This window comes from Kribbella sp. VKM Ac-2568, from assembly GCF_004345365.1.
Taxonomy (GTDB): Bacteria; Actinomycetota; Actinomycetes; order Propionibacteriales; family Kribbellaceae; genus Kribbella; species Kribbella orskensis.
Genome location: NZ_SLVF01000011.1, coordinates 158320 through 174489 on the forward strand (window position 1 = coordinate 158320; position 16170 = coordinate 174489).

The following is a 16170-nucleotide window of genomic DNA, read 5'->3' on the forward strand; positions in this document are numbered from 1 at the left end:
TGGCGGGCATGGACTCTGGGATCACCGTCACCGGGACCGGTCAGGCCACCGCGCCGGCCGATGTCCTCCGCCTCAACCTCAGCGTCGGGCACGATGCCGCCGACGTGGCCGCCGCGGTCGCGCAGGTGGCCGAGCGGACCGACGCCGTGAACGCCGCGCTCCGCGCCCAAGGTGTCGCGGCGGCCGACATCTACACCAGCTCGGTGAACGTGTATCCGCAGTACGCCGACTCGATGTCCGTCGCGGGCTATCGCGCGTCGCACTCGATGATCGTGACGACCAAGGACCTGACCGGGTTCGGCCGGCTGCTGAACGCGGCGGTGGATGCCGCGGGCAACAACCTTGGGCTGGACCACCTGCAGTTCGACGTGGAGGACAAGCGGGCGCTGATGGACCGGGCGCGCGAGCTCGCGTTCGCGCAGGCCCGGAGGAAGGCGGACCAGCTCGCCACGCTGGCGGGCCAGTCGATCGGCTCCATCGCCGCCGTCTCCGAGACCTACGGCCACGCGCCGATCCGCGAGATGATGCTCCAGTCCGCCAAAGCCGGCGACGGCTTCGCCCCCGAACTATCAGTGACCCCCGGCGAGCAGACCATCGAGATCTCCCTCGAAATCCGCTGGTCCTGGGCCTGAACCCCAACGCTGGAAGGTATGCGCGACAAGAGCCAGGGCTGAGACCTCGGTCACCGTCCGTGCGGGCCTCTGGTGGTGCTGCCCCTTCCCACCTCTACGCTATGGCCGGGGTGAGCGGGGGCCGTCTGGTAGGCGACCGACCCCCTTTGTCCGACCAGGAGGTCATCCCGTGGTGAACAAGCGTTCTCTCTTCTCTACTGCTCTTGCCGCAGGGCTCGCGCTGGTGCTCGTCGCCTGCTCGGGCGACTCGGACGACGCCGGTTCGCCGGCTCCGAGCACCAGCACCTCGTCGACCCCGCCGCCCAGCTCGACACCGGCTCCTTCGACGCCGGCGAGCACCCCGTCTGCTCCGGTTGCCAAGCCGCGCACCGCGGCCGAGCTGACCAAGGCGCTGCTGGCCCTCGCCGATCTGCCGCCCGGCTTCCAGATCGAACCGAACGAGGAGGACGACGGCACCAAGCTGACGTCCAAGGACCCGAAGTGCGCGAGCGTGGTCCGACTCTTCAACGCCAAGACCGCGCCGGGCTCGAAGGCCGAGGCCATGCGGGTCTTCTCCGGCGGCCAGGAAGGGCCGTACGTCCAGGAGTCGCTGGACGCGATGGGCACCCCGGCGGCCACGGCGACTCTGCTCGCCACCACCCGGAAGGCGATCGAGTCCTGCCGCAAGGCCTCCATCACCATCCCCGGCGCGGGGACGTCCCCGGTCTCGGTCACCGAGGTCGCTCCGCCCAAGGCGGGCACCAGCCCGGTGGCGGCGCGGTTCGCCGCGACGAGCGGTCCGCTGGAGGGCTTCGAGATCACCTTCGTGTTCGCCGGTCTCGGTGACGTGGTACTCAGCATGGCCTTCGACAGCTCGGCCGACATCGAGGAGCCGACCATCGACGCCGCCGCGAAGGCCACCAAGGTTCTGGGCACCACCAAGACGGGTACCTGAGTCGTCTCATTTTCAGACAGAAGGCTGAACTGTCCGTCACCTGGTACACACTCTTCCCATGTATGCGCCGGCACCGTTGCGTCGTCAGCTGAACCGTTCGGGTCTGCTGCTGCTCGGCCCTGCCTTCGTGGCGGCCGTCGCGTACGTCGACCCCGGCAACTTCGCCACCAACATCGCGGCCGGGGCGACGTACGGCTATCTGCTCTGCTGGGTCGTCGTCGGCGCGAACCTGATGGCAGTGCTGGTGCAATACCTGGCCGCCAAGGCGAGCATCGCCACCGGTAGGACGCTGCCGCAGCTGTGCCGCGACCACTTCAGTCGCTCCACCTCGACCGGGCTGTGGGCGCAGGCCGAGTTGGTCGCCGTCGCGACCGACCTGGCCGAGGTGGTCGGCGGCGCGATCGCCCTCAACCTGCTGTTCGGGATCCCGCTGCTGCTCGGCGGGGTGATCACCGGGGCGGTCTCGTTCGCCCTGCTGATCTACCAGTCGAAGCGCGGTCAACGCCCGTTCGAGGCGGCCATCATCGGGTTGCTCGCGGTCGTCCTGGTCGGGTTCGTCGTCTCCACCGTCCAGTCGCACCCGTCCGGCTCCGGGATCGTCAGCGGTCTCGTCCCGCGCCTGGACGGCACCGAGTCGCTGGTGCTTGCCGCCGGCATGCTCGGCGCGACCGTGATGCCGCACGCCATCTGGTTGCACGGTGCCCTGGTCACCGACCGGCACTGGAAGTCCATCCGCTCCACCTCAGGAAAGCAGCGGATACTGCGCGCCACCCGGATGGACGTGGCGGTCGCGATGGCGCTGGCCGGCGCGGTCAACCTCTCGATGGTCGTGCTGGCCGCGGCCGCCCTCAAGGGCACCGGCGCCGACTCCCTCGACGCCGCCCACACCGCGATCGGGGACCGCCTCGGCGGTCTGGCAGCTCTACTGTTCGCGCTCGCGTTGCTGGCGTCCGGCTTCGCCTCGTCCTCGGTCGGCACGTACGCCGGTTCGGTGATCCTCGAAGGCTTCTGGAAGCGGCACATCCCGCTCGCCGTGCGCCGGCTGATCACGCTGCTGCCCGCGCTGGTGATCCTCGCGATCGGGATCGACCCGAGCCGGGCGCTGGTCGTCTCGCAGGTGGTGCTGAGCTTCGGCATCCCCTGCGTCTTGTGGCCGTTGGTGCGGCTGACGGCGTCCAAGCGTGTCATGGGCGCCCTTGTCAACCAGTGGCCGACTACTCTCACCGCATGCCTGGTAGCGACCGCCGTCACGGCCCTCAACGTCGTACTGATCGTACTGACGCTGCGCGGGTGACCCCCGCGTGACCGCGACGTACGCGGTCAGTGACGTCCACGGTCATCCGGAGAAGCTGACCGCGGCACTGCAGGAGGCCGGTCTGATCGACGCCGAGGGCAACTGGTCCGGCGAGGACGCCCGGCTATGGTTCCTCGGCGACTTCTTCGACCGCGGCCCGGACGGCATCGGAGTACTGCGGATGGTGCGCCGGCTGGCCGAACAGGCGGCCGACGGCACCGGCGAGGTCCACGTGCTGCTGGGCAACCACGAGATCCTGGCGCTCGGGATGCGCAAGTTCGGCGACACCTTCGTGCCGCACGAGGGGATCACCTCCCGCAGCTTCGAACGCAGCTGGGCGCTGAACGGCGGCCAGGACCGCGACCAGGAACTGCTCACCGAAGAGGACGTCGCCTGGCTGATCGACCGGCCGATGCTCGGGCTCGACGCGGACCACCTGCTGATGCACTCCGACACCGAGGAGTACCTCGAGTGGGGTGACTCGATCGAGGAGATCAACCAGGCCGCCCGGTCCGACCTGCACAGCGACAGCATCGTCGTCTGGTGGGAGATGTGGCGCCGGATGACGTCGCGGTACGCATTCCGCGGCGAGGCCGGCCCGGTGATCGCGGCCGAGCTGCTGGAACGCCTCGGCGGCCGGCGGATCGTGCACGGCCACAGCATCGTGGCGGACCAGCTCGGCATCGACCCGGCGTACCTGACCGGTCCGCTGCTGTACTCCGACGGGCTGGCGCTGGGCATCGACGGCGGCACGTTCGACGGCGGCCCCTGTCTCGTCGTGAAGCTGCTGCCGATCTGATACCGGGGAGCTGAGTTCCGCCGGTCTGATTTCCGCCGGGCCGGAATGCGCTGCCGGCGGACGCGGTTGTTGAGATGTGAAGAGTCGATCTCGCACGTCTTGGGAGCTGAGATATGTCTGACAAGCCGGTCAAGATTCCGGGTCCGGACCACCCGATCACGGTGGAGAAGAACCCGGACCGGGTGGTCGTGAAGGTCGCGGGCCAGGTCATCGCGGACAGCCGGGACGCGCTGTCGCTGCAGGAGGCCAGCTATCCGGCCGTGCAGTACATCCCGCGCAAGGACGTCGACATGACGGCCCTCGAGCGCACGGCCCACGAAAGCTACTGCCCGTACAAGGGCGAGGCGTCCTACTACAGCGTCATCCCGGGCGGCGAGAAGACCGTGAACGCGGTCTGGACCTACGAGAGCCCGTACGACGCGGTCGCCGACATCCGGGACCACGTCGCGTTCTACCCGGACCGGGTGGACTCGATCGAGATCCTCGCCGACTGAACTCCTGATCGGGCTGCACATCTGCGCGGGGGATGTGCAGCCCGCTTCGCGTGTTTCAGGCCTCAAGGAACTCCACCAGCACAGGTGCGAGAACCTCCGGCGGCACCACGTGGTGATGGCCTTCCAGCTCGACCAGCCGACCGCCAGGCAGCGCCTTCGCGACCTTCCGGGCCGCCTCGGTCATGAAGGGCGGGCTGACGGATCCGCAGATGGCCAGACCGGGCTGCGTCACCTTGCCGAGCAGCTCGAGCGGCACCACCCCGCCAGGTGCCCCGTTGTCCATCACCGCGAAGTCGTAGGCAAGCGTGTGGGCGACCTCGGCCATCCCGGGCGCACCCGCCATTCCCGAGGCGTCCTCGGCCGGCATCCCGGCCATCGTCAGGAACGCCTCGACCGCCTCTACCCGCCGGTTCTCCGCCAGCAGCCGGATCACCGTCGCGCCGGCCTCGTCCGACTCCCGCCTCGACTCCTCGTCGTCCTCCCCGTACGGCGGCTCGTGCAGGACCACCTTGGTGATCGGCAGCCCACTCGCCGCAGCCGCGACCACCAGCGCCGCGCCCGACGAGTGCCCGTACACGGCCGCAGTACCGCCTAGTGCCGTGATCAGCGCGCCGAGATCCTCGACCTCGCGAGCGACGGCGTACGAGTCTCTGTCCCCGCTGTCGCCCCGGCCGCGGCGGTCGTACGAGACGACCGTGAAGTTGGGTGCCAGTGCCTCGCCCAGCGGCGCCGTCGACGCGCGGACGCAGAGCGCTCCCCCGACCAGGATCACCGGCTCACCGCTGCCCGACCGCTCGTACGCGATCGGTGTCCCGTCCGCAGACCTCACTGTCAGCATGTCCGTCCTCCTCCCGCAGAGGCGCGCGCCCCTGCACAGACGACGTCGGCGCCGCTCGCCGGATCTCGACATATTCGGTTGTCGGGTGCGACGGCGGCTGCTTCACTGCCAGTGATGAGCATCCTTTCCAGAGTCGACGACTACCTGCACGCGGCCCCGTTGTCGGGGGCGACCGGGCAGCAGGTGGGACCGTTCACCCTCTTCCGCTCGACCACGATCTGGCCGTACTACGCCCGCCCGATCCCCGGCTCGGGCGCCACGATCCAGCCCGGCGACATCGAGAAGGTGCGGGCCCGCAACGACGAACTCGGGCTGCCGTTCAGCCTCGAGTGGGTCGTCGACACCTGCCCCTCCCTCGGTCCGGCCGCCGCGGGCGCCGGGCTCGAGGTGCGCGAGCACCCCTTGCTGGTGCTCGACCGGGCGGACTTCAAGCTGGTCACCGCCGCTGTCGAGTGCGCGATCCTGCCCGCCGTCGAGTCCGTACTGCGGGAGGCCCGCGCCGTCGCCTCGGTGGGCTTCGGCACTCCCGGTACCGCGATCGGCGACGGGGGCACGGAGGCCCGTGATGCCAATCTCGCCGAGATCCCCGACGAGACCGCGGCCGCGTTGCTCGAACGGGCTCAGGCGGGGGTCTCCATCACCGCCGGCGCCTCCGACCACCGGGGGATGCTCGCGAGCGGGAGCCACCAGCCGGTCGGCGACGCCACCGAGATCGTCGGAGTGGCCACGTTGCCGGCGATGCGAAGGCAGGGACTGGCTGCCGCGGTGACGAGTTGTCTGGCCGAGCATGCCTTCGCGAGCGGGATCGACCTGGTTCTGCTGTCCGCCGACAGCGACGCCGTTGCCGCCGTCTACGAGCGGGTCGGCTTCCACCGGATCGGCTCGGTCGGCGCCGCCGAACCTGCCCCCGAATAGGCCTATTCTCCTGCGGGTGGCTGCCAGTGGAACTCCGGAGTCGAAGCTCATCGTCCTGCGGGGGAACTCGGGTTCTGGCAAGAGCAGTACCGCCCGGCTGCTGCGGGAACGCCTCGGCCGTCGTACGGCCTGGGTCGAGCAGGACCAGATCCGCCGGATCCTCTTGTGGGAAAGGGATCGGCCGGGCTCGCCGAACATCGGTCTGATCGATGCGAGCGCCCGCTACGCCCTCGACCACGGGTACGACGTGATCGTGGAGGGGATCCTGGACGCGGGCCGCTACGGCGAGATGCTGCGTACCCTGACCGTCGACCACCGGGGGCTGACCCGGCACTACTACTTCGACATCCCCTTCGAGGAGACGCTGGCCCGGCACTCCACCCGCGAACTGGCCAACGTCGTCGGCAGCGAGGAAATGCGGTCGTGGTACCAGGAACTCGACGTGCTGTCCGGCATCGGCGAGGAAGTCATCGACCGGTACAGCACGCTGGAGCAGACGGTCGAGCGGATCCTGGCCGACCTGGGCTGGAAGCCGGGCGACACCCGGGAGCTCACCGACTAGCTGCTCCTCTGTCCCACGGCCCGGGCCGCCGCTCCGGAAAGCGCATTGCAGGGACAAGAGTTCGGCGGCCGGTCGTGTGCACTGGGGCGGGGGCCGTACCGTTGGAGGGATGAGCAATTCCGAGCGGACCCGCCCACGCACCCTCGCCGAGGCACTGCGCAGCTGGGACGACGCTGCCCTCGGCCAGTTGCTCCGGCACCGGCCAGACCTGGCAACACCGATCCCGGCCGACACCGGCCAACTGGCGGCCCGTGCGACCACCAACGCTTCCGCGGCCCGGGCCATCAACAGGCTCGACGAATTCGGCGTCGACCTGCTGGAAGCCCTGTCCGCACTACCCGAACCCGTAGACCTCGCCGCACTGGCCAAAGGTGTCGACCAGCCCGTCGAGGTGGTCAAGCCTCGGATCGCCGAGTTGCTGGCGCTTGCCCTGGTCTGGGGCAACGAGGACGACCTCCGCCCGATCCGGGCCGTGCACGAACTGCTCGGGCCGACACCGGCCGGGCTCGGCCCGATCACCACCCGGCACTTCGGTGACCTGGACCAGCTGATCGAGGACGTCGGGCCGGAGGCTCGCGAGGTTCTCGCCAAGCTCACCTGGGGACCGCCGACCGGCTCTGTCGAGAAGGCCGAGCGTCCGGTGACGATCGCCTCCGCTCGTACGCCGGTGGAGAAACTGCTCGCGCGCGGGCTCGTAGTACCGAAGGATCCGAGCACTGTCGTCCTGCCGCGGCAGATCGGGCTGCACCTTCGCGGTGGGCGGGTACTGGCGTCCACTCGGCCGACACCGCCTCCGCTCGATGGCAAGCAGGTGTCGGCGTCCATTGCCGACCGTGCCGCCGCCGGCGCCGCGCTGGACCTCGTGCGCCAGGTTGACCGCGCACTGGAGCAGCTGGGGACGGATCCACCGCCGGTACTGCGTACTGGTGGCATCGGCGTACGGGAGCTCCGCAGCCTCGCCACGAAGATCGGCGCCGACGAGCCGGCGGCCGCCGCCGTACTGGAGATCGCGTACTCCGCTGGGCTGGTTGCGGCTGTCGAGGTAGGGACGACCGAGCTGTGGCTGCCCACTGGTTCGTATGACGACTGGCTGGAGCTGGACACCGCTCATCGGTGGGCCGCACTGGTCAACGCGTGGTTCACCGGGCTGCGGGCGATCGGGCTGATCGGTCGACGTGACAGCGGTGGCGCGACTGCCGCTGCCCGCGAACGACTGGTGAACGCGCTGGCTCCGGATCTGGAGCGACTGCTCGCTCCGGAGATCCGGCAGCTCACCCTGCGCGCCCTGTCCGAGGCAGACCCGGGCACCGCGCCCGCGAGCGAGTCCGTCGTCACCTGGGTCGCGTGGCACCGCCCGCGCCGCGGCGGCCAGTTCCGGGACGATCTGGTCGAGTGGACCATCACTGAGGCCGCCCTGCTCGGCCTCACCGGGCTCGGGGCTCTGGCGTCCCACGCGCACGTGCTCCTGAAGGACGAGCCGAGCACGGACGACCTAGCCGCCGCGATCCAGCCGCTGGTCCCCGAGCCCGTGTCGGAGGTGCTGCTGCAGGCCGACCTGACCGCGGTGGCACCCGGGCCGCTCGTCCGCGCAGTACAGGATGAGCTGGCTGCGATGGCTGACGTGGAGTCGCACGGTGGAGGTGGGGTGTTCCGCTTCAGCGAGGGTTCGGTGCGCCGTGCCTTCGACCTCGGGCGGACCAGCGACCAGCTGCACAAGTGGCTGGCCGAGCACTCGCGTACTCCGGTCCCGCAGCCGTTGACCTACCTGATCGACGACGTCGCGCGCCGGCACGGAGTACTGCGGATCGGGGCGGCGTCGACGTACCTGCGGTGTGACGACGAGAACGTGCTGACCGGGTTGCTGAGCACGAACCTGCCGGGCATCCGCTTCCGGCGACTCGCGCCGACCGTGGTGGTGTCGCCGTCACCGCCCGACCAGGTCCTGAGCCGGCTGCGCGAGGCCGGGCTGGCGCCGCTCGGGGAGACCTTCGACGGGGTCGTCCACGTGACGACCGCGGGCAACCGCCGCGGCGAACCACCGCGTCGCCGTACCAGCCGGGACTTCGCCGACAACACGGTAGAGCTGACCGAAGACCAGGTGCAGGCCGTGATCGAACGCGTCCGCGCCGGCGATCGCGTAGCCGCCGAACGCCCGGCCGAACACACCTCCGGCGACACTACCGCCCCAGCCGAAACCATCAGCATCCTCAGCGAAGCCGCCGAGGGACACACCCGCACCTGGATCTCCTACGTCGACCACAACGGCAACTCCGCCGAACGCATCGTCGAACCCGTCCGCGTAGCCGACGGCTGGCTGACCGCCTACGACGAAGCCGCCGACCAACCCCGCACCTACGCCCTCCACCGAATCGCCGCCGCCCGCCCAGTCGACAAGTAATCCCAACCCGCTGAGGTCCTCCGGCGCACGTCCCGTCGGGACGACCAGCCGGCCCCCGCGCGCCAACAGCTGGCGGGAGACCGGTGGTTTGGCGGGAGCGGGCACAATGGAGGGTCGGGCGGAGATCTTCGCCTGTAGCTGCTGACGGGAGATCTCGCGGTGACCGACGGTCCGTTGATTGTTCAGTCCGACAAGACGTTGCTGCTGGAGACCGCTCACCCGGACGCCACCGACTGCCGGAAGGCCATCGCGCCGTTCGCGGAGTTGGAGCGGGCGCCGGAGCACGTGCACACGTACCGGCTGACGCCGCTGGGGCTGTGGAACGCCCGGGCAGCTGGGCATGACGCCGAGCAGGTCATCGACGTACTGCTCCGCTACAGCCGGTACCCGGTGCCGCACTCGCTGCTGGTCGACATCGCGGAGACGCTGGACCGCTACGGGCGACTCAGGCTCGAGAAACACCCGCAGCACGGTCTGGTGCTCGTCACGACCGACCGGCCGGTGCTCGAGGAGGTGCTCCGGTCGGCCAAGGTGAAGCCGATGATCGGGGCGCGGATCGACGACGACACCGTGCTGGTGCACCCGTCCGAGCGTGGCCACCTGAAGCAGACGCTGCTGAAGATCGGCTGGCCGGCCGAGGACCTCGCGGGGTACGTCGACGGCGAGGCGCACCAGATCGACCTGGTCAAGGACGGCTGGGACCTCCGGCCGTACCAGCAGCAGGCCACGGACGCGTTCTGGCACGGCGGCTCCGGTGTCGTGGTGCTGCCGTGTGGCGCGGGCAAGACGATCGTCGGGGCGGCCGCGATGGCGCAGGCGTCGGCGACCACGCTGATCCTGGTGACGAACACGGTGTCCGCGCGGCAGTGGAAGGACGAACTGCTCAAGCGGACCACGCTGACCGAGGACGAGATCGGCGAATACTCCGGCGCGCGCAAGGAGATCCGCCCGGTCACGATCGCGACGTACCAGGTGATGACGACGCGGCGGAAGGGCGTCTACACGCACCTCGAACTGCTGGACGCGCGCGACTGGGGCCTGATCGTGTACGACGAGGTGCACCTGCTGCCGGCGCCGATCTTCCGGATGACGGCGGATCTGCAGACCCGGCGGCGGATCGGGCTGACCGCGACGCTGGTCCGCGAGGACGGGCGCGAGGGCGACGTGTTCTCGCTGATCGGGCCGAAGCGGTACGACGCGCCGTGGAAGGACATCGAGGCGCAGGGCTGGATCGCGCCGGCGGACTGCATCGAGGTCCGGGTCGACCTGGAGCAGACCGAGCGGTTCGTCTACGCGACGGCCGAGCCCGAGGACCGGTACCGGCTGGCCGCGTCGACCCCGGCCAAGTCGAGGCTGGTACGGCAGATCGCCGACCACCACAAGGGCGAGCCGATGCTGGTGATCGGGCAGTACATCGACCAGCTCGACGAACTCGGTGAGCGGCTCGGGTGCCCGGTGATCAAGGGCGAGACGACGGTCAAGGAGCGGCAGCGGCTGTTCCAGGCGTTCCGCACCGGCGAGATCAACATGCTCGTCGTCAGCAAGGTCGCGAACTTCTCCATCGACCTGCCCGAGGCGTCCGTCGCCGTCCAGGTGTCCGGCACCTTCGGCTCCCGCCAGGAGGAGGCCCAGCGTCTGGGCCGCGTACTGCGCCCCAAGGGTGACGGCCGCACCGCCCGGTTCTACTCGATCGTCGCCCGCGACACCGTCGACGCCGAGTTCGCCGCCCACCGCCAGCGCTTCCTCGCCGAACAGGGCTACGCCTACACCATCGTCGACGCCGAAAACCTCTTCACCAGCTGACCACCCGGCCTCCCCACACCTGAGGGATCGGCTGCAGGCAAAGTCCGGGAGATTTGGGGGGTCTCAGGGCTGGCGGTCCGGCTCGTCGTCAGGGCCGGACGGTGGCAGGTTCGCTCAGGTGTCCTGATCGTTGCCTGAGGCAAGATCTTCGCAGGGGATCAGCGGGCAGCCGGCTCGCTTCAGGTAGGAGCCGGCGCCGCGATCCCCCGTGGCGGCCGCCTTCGCCTGCTCCCAGTGCACCCGCCCCATCAGCACCGGGTGCCCGGCCCTGCCCCGGTATCCCGCTCGTGCCAGTGCCGCGTCGCCGGGACCGCCTGCCACGACGACCCGCCGTACGACGTCCGGTCCGACGTCCGGCATGTCCACCAGGTGCACGAGCGCGGCGTCCGCCTCCGTCGTCGCGGCCCAGTCCAGCCCCGCACACAGCGAGGCGGACATTCCTACCGTCCACTGGGGCGACGGCACGATCACGACGTCCTCGCCCACGAGCAGCGCCGAGACCTCGTCGGCCGCCGCTCCGACGACCACGGCGATCGTGTCGCACCCGCCCGAGCGCAGTACGCGGGCGGATCGCACCACCCACGGCACACCGCCGGCATCGCGCACCAGCGCCTTCGGCTGCCCCATCCGTGTCCCGGCGCCGGCTGCGAGCAGTACTCCGAATGGCTTCATGGCAGCACAGTCTCGCGCAGGTGTGATCTGACAGCCATCCTGGAATGACCAGCGCGGCTTGGGGGTTGCGTTCAAAGAGGGTTTCTACGCCGACACGCGGAGGGGGGTGATGGTCCGGTCACGAAGCGTGGTTCGGGGGTTGCCCAGGGCAACATCAGGGTTCAGCCTGGGCCAAACCTGACGCTCCGACCGGTACCGTCGAGGGGTATGGGGACACACGCACTGGAGCAGGTGGAACTGGCGGGGGAAAGGGGGCGGGCCTCCTCGAGGCCCGCGCCGGTGGTGTGGAGGGTGGTACGAGAAGTAGTCCTGCTCGCCACCCTCTTCGGTGTCTACAGTGCGGGCCGGCAGTTCGCCGGGAAGCACACGGGATCGGCATTCGACCATGCCCGCGAGGTGTTGTCGTTCCAGCGCTGGATGCATCTGCCCGACGAGGCGACGATCCAGCACGCGGCGCTCCAGGTGCCGCACGTGATCGAGGGTGCCAACCTGTACTACGCCTCGGTGCACGCGCCGCTGACCGGCGCGGTGCTGCTCTGGCTGAGCATCTGGCGCCCGAAGGCCTATCCCGCGGTTCGCTGGACGATGGTCTCGCTGACCGGTCTCGCCCTGATCGGCCACATGGTCTTCCCGCTGGCACCGCCGCGGATGATGCCCGGATTCGTGGACACCGGCCTGCGGTTCGGCCAGTCGGTGTACGGACCGGACAACTCCAGCGGGGTGGCGAACCAGTTCGCCGCGATGCCGAGCCTGCATGTCGGCTGGGCAGCTCTGATCGCCCTGTCGATGATCCTGATCACCCGGACCAAGTGGCGATGGCTGTGGCTGCTGCACCCGATCATCACGTTCGGCGTGGTGGTGGTGACGGCGAATCACTACTGGCTGGACGGCATCGTCGTCCTGATCCTGCTCGCGATCAGCCTGCCGCTGCTGCTGCGGCCCGGGCTGCACAGCGACACGCCGCGAGCCAAGGTCCGCGGCCGGTCCCGCGGCAGGGACGGCGACGGGGATAATTCGGTTTCGCCGGAGCTGGCGCTCAAGTAACGTGGCGGGGCTTCCCTGACCGTCGACCGCATTGCGGAGGTCCTGTCATGCCCCCTGACGATCCGATCCTCTCCAGCGAGAAGGACTACCTCCGTACGTCGCGCGCCGCGCTCGCGGTGATGCGGCAGAAGACGGGGTCGCTGGAGATCGCCAGTGCGGACCCGGTGAACACGGAGTTCCTCAAGGCGGCGATCTGGCGGCGGATGAAGGAGCTCGAGGACGACCCGGACGTACCGTTGTTCTTCGGCCGGCTGGACTACCTGGAGCCGACGCCCGAGACGTTCCACATCGGCCGCCAGCACGTGAACGACGACGCGGGCGAACCGCTGGTGGTGGACTGGCGGGCCGAGATCTCGGTGCCGTTCTACCGGGCCAGCCGGACCGAGCCGATGGGCGTCGGGGTGCGCCGCCGGTTCGGCTTCACGCACGGCGAGATGACCGCCTTCGAGGACGAGGACCTGACCAGCGCCGGGGCGGTCGAGGAGCACAGCGACATCCTGGACGCGGAGATCGAGCGGCCGCGCTCCGGCCCGATGCGCGACATCGTGGCGACGATCCAGCCGGAGCAGGACGTGATCGTGCGGGCGGGGGTCGAGGACACCATCTGCGTCCAGGGAGCACCCGGGACCGGGAAGACCGCGGTCGGCCTGCACCGCGCGGCGTACCTGCTCTACGCGTACCGCGACCAGCTCAGCCGGGCCGGGGTCCTGGTGGTCGGCCCGAACGCGAGCTTCCTGCGCTACATCGGCGACGTGCTCCCCGCGCTCGGCGAGATCGAGGCGAAGCAGACCACCGTCGAGGAGATGGTGGCGCGGGTGAAGATCGCCGGACCCGGGACGGCCGCGGTGGACGTGCTCAAAGGCGACGCCCGGATGGCCGAGGTACTCCGCCGCGCCGTCTGGTCGCAGGTGCAACTCCCGAAGGAGGCGCTGGTGGTCCCGCGGGGGTCCCACCGGTGGCGCGTACCGGCGTACCAGGCGGAGGAGCTGGTCAACGAGCTGCGGACTCGCGGGGTCCGGTACGGCGCCGGCCGGGCGATGCTGCCACAGCGGCTCGCCCATGCCGTCCTCCTGCGGATGGAGGCCGCCGGCGACTCCCCCGACGACCGCGTCCAGGACTCCGTGGCCCGGAGCCGCCCGGTCAAGCAGTACGCCGAGGCGCTGTGGCCGGCGGTCGACCCGGCCAGGCTCGTGTTCCAGTTGTTCACCGACGCCGAGTTGCTCGCCGAGCACGCCGACGGGATCCTCACCCCCGAGGAACAGGACCTGTTGCGCTGGGAGAAGGCGCCCCGGTCGGCCGGCGCGGCGAAGTGGTCCGTCGCCGATGCCACCCTGATCGACGAGGTCGCCGACCTGGTCGACCGCACTCCCAGCCTCGGGCACGTCGTGCTCGACGAGGCGCAGGACCTCTCGGCGATGCAGCTGCGGGCCGTCGGCAGGCGCTGCTCGACCGGCTCGATGACCGTGCTGGGTGACATCGCGCAGGGCACCACTCCGTGGGCGACGCCGTCCTGGGACGAGGCGCTCGGCCACCTCGGCAAGACCGGTGCCCACACGGAGGAGCTGACCGCCGGGTTCCGCGTACCCGGCCAGGTGATCGAGTACGCCGCCCGGCTGCTGCCGCTGATCGCGCCGCACCTGACCCCGCCGACCGCCGTACGACGGGCCCGCGGTGAACTGGCGATCACGCAGGTCCCGGACAGCCTGGTGGCTGCCGTCGAGACCGTGCTGGCCGTCTCCGACCGGCCTGGCTCGATCGGGCTGATCGTGCCGGACGCGCTGGTCACCAAGACCAGGAAGGCCTTGCAGGACAAGGGAGTCAGCTTCGCCGTTCTCGGTGACGAGGATGATGTCGAGGCGCACGTGGACGTCGTACCGGCCGGTCTGGCGAAGGGTCTCGAGTTCGACCACGTCGTCCTGGTGGAGCCCGCGGGGATCGTCGCGGGCGAGGCCGACGAGCGGACCGGGCTGCGCCGGCTGTACGTCTGCCTGACCCGTGCGGTGACCTCGCTGGCGGTCTTGCACAGCGAGGACCTCCCGGCTGTCCTCGGCGACCGCCCGTAGGCTGGAGTTCGTGACCACCGATCTCGACGACGCCGCCGCGACCTTCGGCGAAGTGCGACCGCGACTCTTCGGGATCGCCTACCGGATGCTCGGCAGCGTGCACGAGGCCGAGGACCTGATCCAGGACGTCTGGCTGAAGTGGCAGGCGTACGACCGCAGCACGGTGAAGGAGCCCGCGGCCTTCCTGGCCACCGTGACGACCCGGCTCGCGATCAACGCGACCCAGAGCGCCCGGGTCCGCCGCGAGACCTACATCGGGCCGTGGCTCCCCGAGCCGGTGGACACCAGTGCCGATCCGGCTCTCGGGGCGGAGCGCGGCGAGGCTCTCGAACTGGCGGTGCTCCTGCTGCTGGAGAAGCTCTCCCCGACCCAGCGAGCGGCGTACGTGCTGCGCGAGGCCTTCGGCTACCCGTACGACGAGATCGCCGAGATCGTCCAGCTCTCGGAAGCGAACGTCCGGCAGCTGGTCAGCCGGTCCCGCAAGCGGCTCGCGGACGAACGGCGCGAGCCGGTCGACGCCGCCGAGCAGCGCCGCCTGCTGAAGGCGTTCCTCGCCGCGGCACAGCAGGGTGACCTCGCCTCGCTGGAGCAACTGCTCGCGGCCGATGTGGCCAGCTACTCCGACGGCGGCGGCGTTGCCCGCGCCAGCCGGATCCCGGTGCTGGGCCGGACGCAGGTCTCGAAGTACGTGGCGTCCTTCGCCTCGCGCTTCTGGGTCGGTACGACGCTCACCTGGGTGGAGGCGAACGGCCGGTCGGCGGTGCTGATCGCCCGGGACGGGCTGGCCTTCGCCCTGGTCACCGTCAGCGCGTCCGCCGAGGGGATCGACCAGATCCAGTGGGCGATGAACCCGGCGAAGCTGACCGCTGTCACACCCCCGCGTGCTGCCCTGTCTTAGCTGTACGACCGGGCGGCGTCCGATGCCTCCGGACGCAGCGAAGGGGCCCCCATGAAAATCGTAGTGATCGGCGGCAGCGGCCTGATCGGGTCGTACCTCGTCTCCAAGCTCGGTGAGCACGGCCACGAGGCGGTGCCGGCGTCGCCCAACACCGGCGTGAACACTCTGACCGGCGAGGGCCTGGCCGAGGTGCTGACCGGCGCGTCGGTGCTCATCGACGTGTCCAACTCGCCGTCCTTCGAGGCCGCGGCGGTGATGGAGTTCTTCGAGACGTCCACCCGCAACCTGATCGCGGCGGAGGCTGAGGCGGGCGTCGGGCACCACGTCGCGCTGTCGGTGGTCGGCACCGGGCGGCTGCCGGACAGCGGCTACCTGGAGGCGAAGGCCGCCCAGGAGGCGCTGATCGCCGAGTCGTCCATCCCGTACTCGATCGTGGAGGCGACGCAGTTCTACGAGTTCGTCGGCCGGATCGCCGACTCGGCCACCGAGGACGGCGTCATCCGGGTGCCGGACGCGCTGATCCAGCCGATGGCGGCCGAGGACGTCGCCGCGGCGGTCGGCCGGACCGCGGTCGGCTCGCCGCTGAACGGGAAGACCGAGATCGGCGGGCCGGAGGAGTTCCGGTTCGGCGACCTGATCCAGCAGCACCTTGCCCTGAGCAACGACCCGCGCAAGCTCGAGGTCGATCCGCACGGCACCTACTTCGGCACCGAGCTGGAGGAGCGCAGCCTGGTCCCGGGCGAGGGCGCGACGCTGTCCGAGACCACCTACGCCGAGTGGCTCAAGTCCCACTGACCGACCCGACCGCGCGCCGCCCCGGAAGG

At 70.2% G+C, this 16170-nt stretch carries 15 protein-coding genes; 13 read left to right on the forward strand and 2 right to left on the reverse strand.

Annotated features, from left to right (window positions below; genetic code table 11):
- Window positions 1-8 precede the first annotated feature (8 nt).
- The 5 genes from EV648_RS29795 (at window position 9) to EV648_RS29815 (ending at window position 4153) form a co-directional block, all read left to right on the forward strand.
- Window positions 9-632 carry an SIMPL domain-containing protein gene (locus EV648_RS29795; protein ID WP_132298442.1) on the forward strand — a complete coding sequence of 208 codons (624 nt, stop codon included), beginning with the start codon at window positions 9-11 and terminating at the stop codon, window positions 630-632.
- Between the two features lie 172 nt (window positions 633-804).
- A complete protein-coding gene (locus tag EV648_RS29800; RefSeq protein ID WP_132298443.1) occupies window positions 805-1566 on the forward strand; it encodes a hypothetical protein in 762 nt (253 codons plus the stop codon).
- Window positions 1567-1624: 58 nt separating this feature from the next.
- Window positions 1625-2860, forward strand: a complete 1236-nt coding sequence (locus tag EV648_RS29805; protein ID WP_132298444.1) for an Nramp family divalent metal transporter — start codon at window positions 1625-1627, stop codon at window positions 2858-2860.
- Between the two features lie 7 nt (window positions 2861-2867).
- The gene (locus EV648_RS29810; protein WP_132298445.1) at window positions 2868-3659 is read left to right on the forward strand and encodes a metallophosphoesterase; all 792 of its coding nucleotides are present in this window, start codon (window positions 2868-2870) and stop codon (window positions 3657-3659) included.
- Between the two features lie 113 nt (window positions 3660-3772).
- Window positions 3773-4153 carry a DUF427 domain-containing protein gene (locus EV648_RS29815; protein WP_132298446.1) on the forward strand — a complete coding sequence of 127 codons (381 nt, stop codon included), beginning with the start codon at window positions 3773-3775 and terminating at the stop codon, window positions 4151-4153.
- Between the two features lie 55 nt (window positions 4154-4208).
- Here the strand turns inward: EV648_RS29815 and EV648_RS29820 are convergent, their stop codons facing one another.
- Window positions 4209-4991, reverse strand: a complete 783-nt coding sequence (locus tag EV648_RS29820) for an alpha/beta fold hydrolase (RefSeq protein WP_132298447.1) — start codon at window positions 4989-4991, stop codon at window positions 4209-4211.
- A gap of 114 nt (window positions 4992-5105) precedes the next feature.
- On the opposite strand from EV648_RS29820, the gene EV648_RS29825 reads away from it, so the two are divergent.
- The 4 genes from EV648_RS29825 (at window position 5106) to EV648_RS29840 (ending at window position 10669) form a co-directional block, all read left to right on the forward strand.
- Window positions 5106-5906, forward strand: a complete 801-nt coding sequence (locus tag EV648_RS29825; protein WP_132298448.1) for a GNAT family N-acetyltransferase — start codon at window positions 5106-5108, stop codon at window positions 5904-5906.
- 16 nt (window positions 5907-5922) lie between these two features.
- Window positions 5923-6468 carry an AAA family ATPase gene (locus EV648_RS29830; RefSeq protein WP_132298449.1) on the forward strand — a complete coding sequence of 182 codons (546 nt, stop codon included), beginning with the start codon at window positions 5923-5925 and terminating at the stop codon, window positions 6466-6468.
- Between the two features lie 109 nt (window positions 6469-6577).
- Window positions 6578-8866 (forward strand): helicase C-terminal domain-containing protein, encoded by a 2289-nt coding sequence (locus EV648_RS29835; RefSeq protein ID WP_132298450.1) that lies wholly within the window; start codon window positions 6578-6580, stop codon window positions 8864-8866.
- A 159-nt stretch (window positions 8867-9025) separates the two neighbouring features.
- Window positions 9026-10669, forward strand: a complete 1644-nt coding sequence (locus EV648_RS29840; RefSeq protein ID WP_132298451.1) for a DNA repair helicase XPB — start codon at window positions 9026-9028, stop codon at window positions 10667-10669.
- A 114-nt stretch (window positions 10670-10783) separates the two neighbouring features.
- Here the strand turns inward: EV648_RS29840 and EV648_RS29845 are convergent, their stop codons facing one another.
- Window positions 10784-11341 (reverse strand): NTP transferase domain-containing protein, encoded by a 558-nt coding sequence (locus tag EV648_RS29845; RefSeq protein WP_132298452.1) that lies wholly within the window; start codon window positions 11339-11341, stop codon window positions 10784-10786.
- 207 nt (window positions 11342-11548) lie between these two features.
- Between EV648_RS29845 and EV648_RS29850 the strand changes: the two genes are divergently transcribed.
- The 4 genes from EV648_RS29850 to EV648_RS29865 are packed head-to-tail and all read left to right on the forward strand — an operon-like array spanning window position 11549 to window position 16141.
- Complete coding sequence (locus EV648_RS29850) at window positions 11549-12385, forward strand: phosphatase PAP2 family protein (protein WP_132298453.1); 837 nt, start codon at window positions 11549-11551, stop codon at window positions 12383-12385.
- Between the two features lie 47 nt (window positions 12386-12432).
- Window positions 12433-14448: an AAA family ATPase gene (locus tag EV648_RS29855; protein WP_132298454.1), complete on the forward strand. Its 2016-nt coding sequence runs from the start codon at window positions 12433-12435 to the stop codon at window positions 14446-14448.
- Window positions 14449-14458: 10 nt separating this feature from the next.
- Window positions 14459-15346 carry an RNA polymerase sigma-70 factor gene (locus EV648_RS29860; RefSeq protein WP_132298455.1) on the forward strand — a complete coding sequence of 296 codons (888 nt, stop codon included), beginning with the start codon at window positions 14459-14461 and terminating at the stop codon, window positions 15344-15346.
- 51 nt (window positions 15347-15397) lie between these two features.
- The gene (locus tag EV648_RS29865; RefSeq protein ID WP_132298456.1) at window positions 15398-16141 is read left to right on the forward strand and encodes an SDR family oxidoreductase; all 744 of its coding nucleotides are present in this window, start codon (window positions 15398-15400) and stop codon (window positions 16139-16141) included.
- Window positions 16142-16170 lie beyond the last annotated feature (29 nt).

What these genes read in the sequence shown, in the direction of transcription:
- EV648_RS29795 (WP_132298442.1), top strand. Translation starts at nt 9, where the DNA reads ATGGACTCTGGGATCACCGTCACCGGGACCGGTCAGGCCACCGCGCCG.
- EV648_RS29805 (WP_132298444.1), top strand. Translation starts at nt 1,625, where the DNA reads ATGTATGCGCCGGCACCGTTGCGTCGTCAGCTGAACCGTTCGGGTCTG.
- EV648_RS29815 (WP_132298446.1), top strand. Translation starts at nt 3,773, where the DNA reads ATGTCTGACAAGCCGGTCAAGATTCCGGGTCCGGACCACCCGATCACG.
- EV648_RS29820 (WP_132298447.1), bottom strand. Translation starts at nt 4,991, where the DNA reads ATGCTGACAGTGAGGTCTGCGGACGGGACACCGATCGCGTACGAGCGG.
- EV648_RS29825 (WP_132298448.1), top strand. Translation starts at nt 5,106, where the DNA reads ATGAGCATCCTTTCCAGAGTCGACGACTACCTGCACGCGGCCCCGTTG.
- EV648_RS29835 (WP_132298450.1), top strand. Translation starts at nt 6,578, where the DNA reads ATGAGCAATTCCGAGCGGACCCGCCCACGCACCCTCGCCGAGGCACTG.
- EV648_RS29845 (WP_132298452.1), bottom strand. Translation starts at nt 11,341, where the DNA reads ATGAAGCCATTCGGAGTACTGCTCGCAGCCGGCGCCGGGACACGGATG.
- EV648_RS29850 (WP_132298453.1), top strand. Translation starts at nt 11,549, where the DNA reads ATGGGGACACACGCACTGGAGCAGGTGGAACTGGCGGGGGAAAGGGGG.
- EV648_RS29855 (WP_132298454.1), top strand. Translation starts at nt 12,433, where the DNA reads ATGCCCCCTGACGATCCGATCCTCTCCAGCGAGAAGGACTACCTCCGT.
- EV648_RS29865 (WP_132298456.1), top strand. Translation starts at nt 15,398, where the DNA reads ATGAAAATCGTAGTGATCGGCGGCAGCGGCCTGATCGGGTCGTACCTC.